We start from the raw sequence: 906 nt of genomic DNA, 5'->3' as shown, positions 1-906 counted from the left end.
GGGGAGAAGGTCAGAACCAGCCGGCGGTGGCGGCGACGAGCCCGTCGAACTGATGGCCGGTGCGTCTGATGGCGAGCGCGGAGATGTCGCGTACCAGCCGGGCAACCCATTGGGCCGGTCGTTGCGCCGCCAGCGCGACCGCGCTGGACACATGCTGTTCCGCCTCGTCGGGGTCGGGGCGGTGGCGTGCCAGCGCGGTCCGCGCCTGTGCCATCTGGACAGCAATGATCATTCCGGTCTGCCCGCTGTCCGCGATCAGTGCGGCGGCCCGTTCGAGGTGGGGTTCGGCCTCGTCCGCGACACCGACGGTGGTCAATGCCTCGGCGCTGGCCAGAGCCAGGTCCGCTGGGGAATAGGTGGTGAGCGCGAATCCGGGCCGGCCCTGCGCGGATGGCTCCAGCTGTTCCATGATTTTCCAGGAGCGGGCGACGGCCTGCCGGACACCAGCGATATCTCCGAGGACCGCGTACGAGCCGGCCGAGACCTTGCCGGTCACCATGGCGCGGGCCGGGCTTGCGCCGGCGATCCGGTTGGCGGCCCCCGCGATCTGCAGCGCCACCGTCGGGCTGTGCTGGCGCACCACCCGAGCGCGTACCGCCAGCGCGCTGCCGGCAAGTGGGCCGTCGCCAGCGGCGCGTGCTACCGCCGCGGCCCGGTCGGCCAGCGAGACCGCGTCGCCGTGGCACCCCTGGTCGTATGCGGCGTTTGCCATGGTCGCGGTCACGGCGGCATGCAGCCGCATCCAGTCCAGCGCGACCGAGCCCCGCAACCGTCGGGTACGGGGCACTGTCCGGGTGGTCTTTTCCAGCGGCGTCAGCATTGATACGGTGTCGGCCAGGTTAGCCGTCTCATAGCTGATGAGTGTCTCTGCCAGGGTCCGGATACAGGCGTCATGCAGTTCGCCGG

1 protein-coding gene is annotated in these 906 nt (G+C 70.8%); it reads right to left on the bottom strand.

Annotated elements, in window-relative coordinates:
- Positions 1 to 10: 10 nt before the first annotated feature.
- On the bottom strand, positions 11 to 898 hold the full coding sequence (locus MJ785_RS05025) for a hypothetical protein (protein WP_239380121.1): 888 nt from the start codon (positions 896 to 898) through the stop codon (positions 11 to 13).
- Between the last annotated feature and the right edge of the window lie 8 nt (positions 899 to 906).

It is taken from the genome of Protofrankia sp. CiT1 (assembly GCF_917627335.1).
Classification (GTDB): Bacteria; Actinomycetota; Actinomycetes; order Frankiales; family Frankiaceae; genus Protofrankia.
This window is presented reverse-complemented; position numbering and strand designations above follow the sequence as displayed.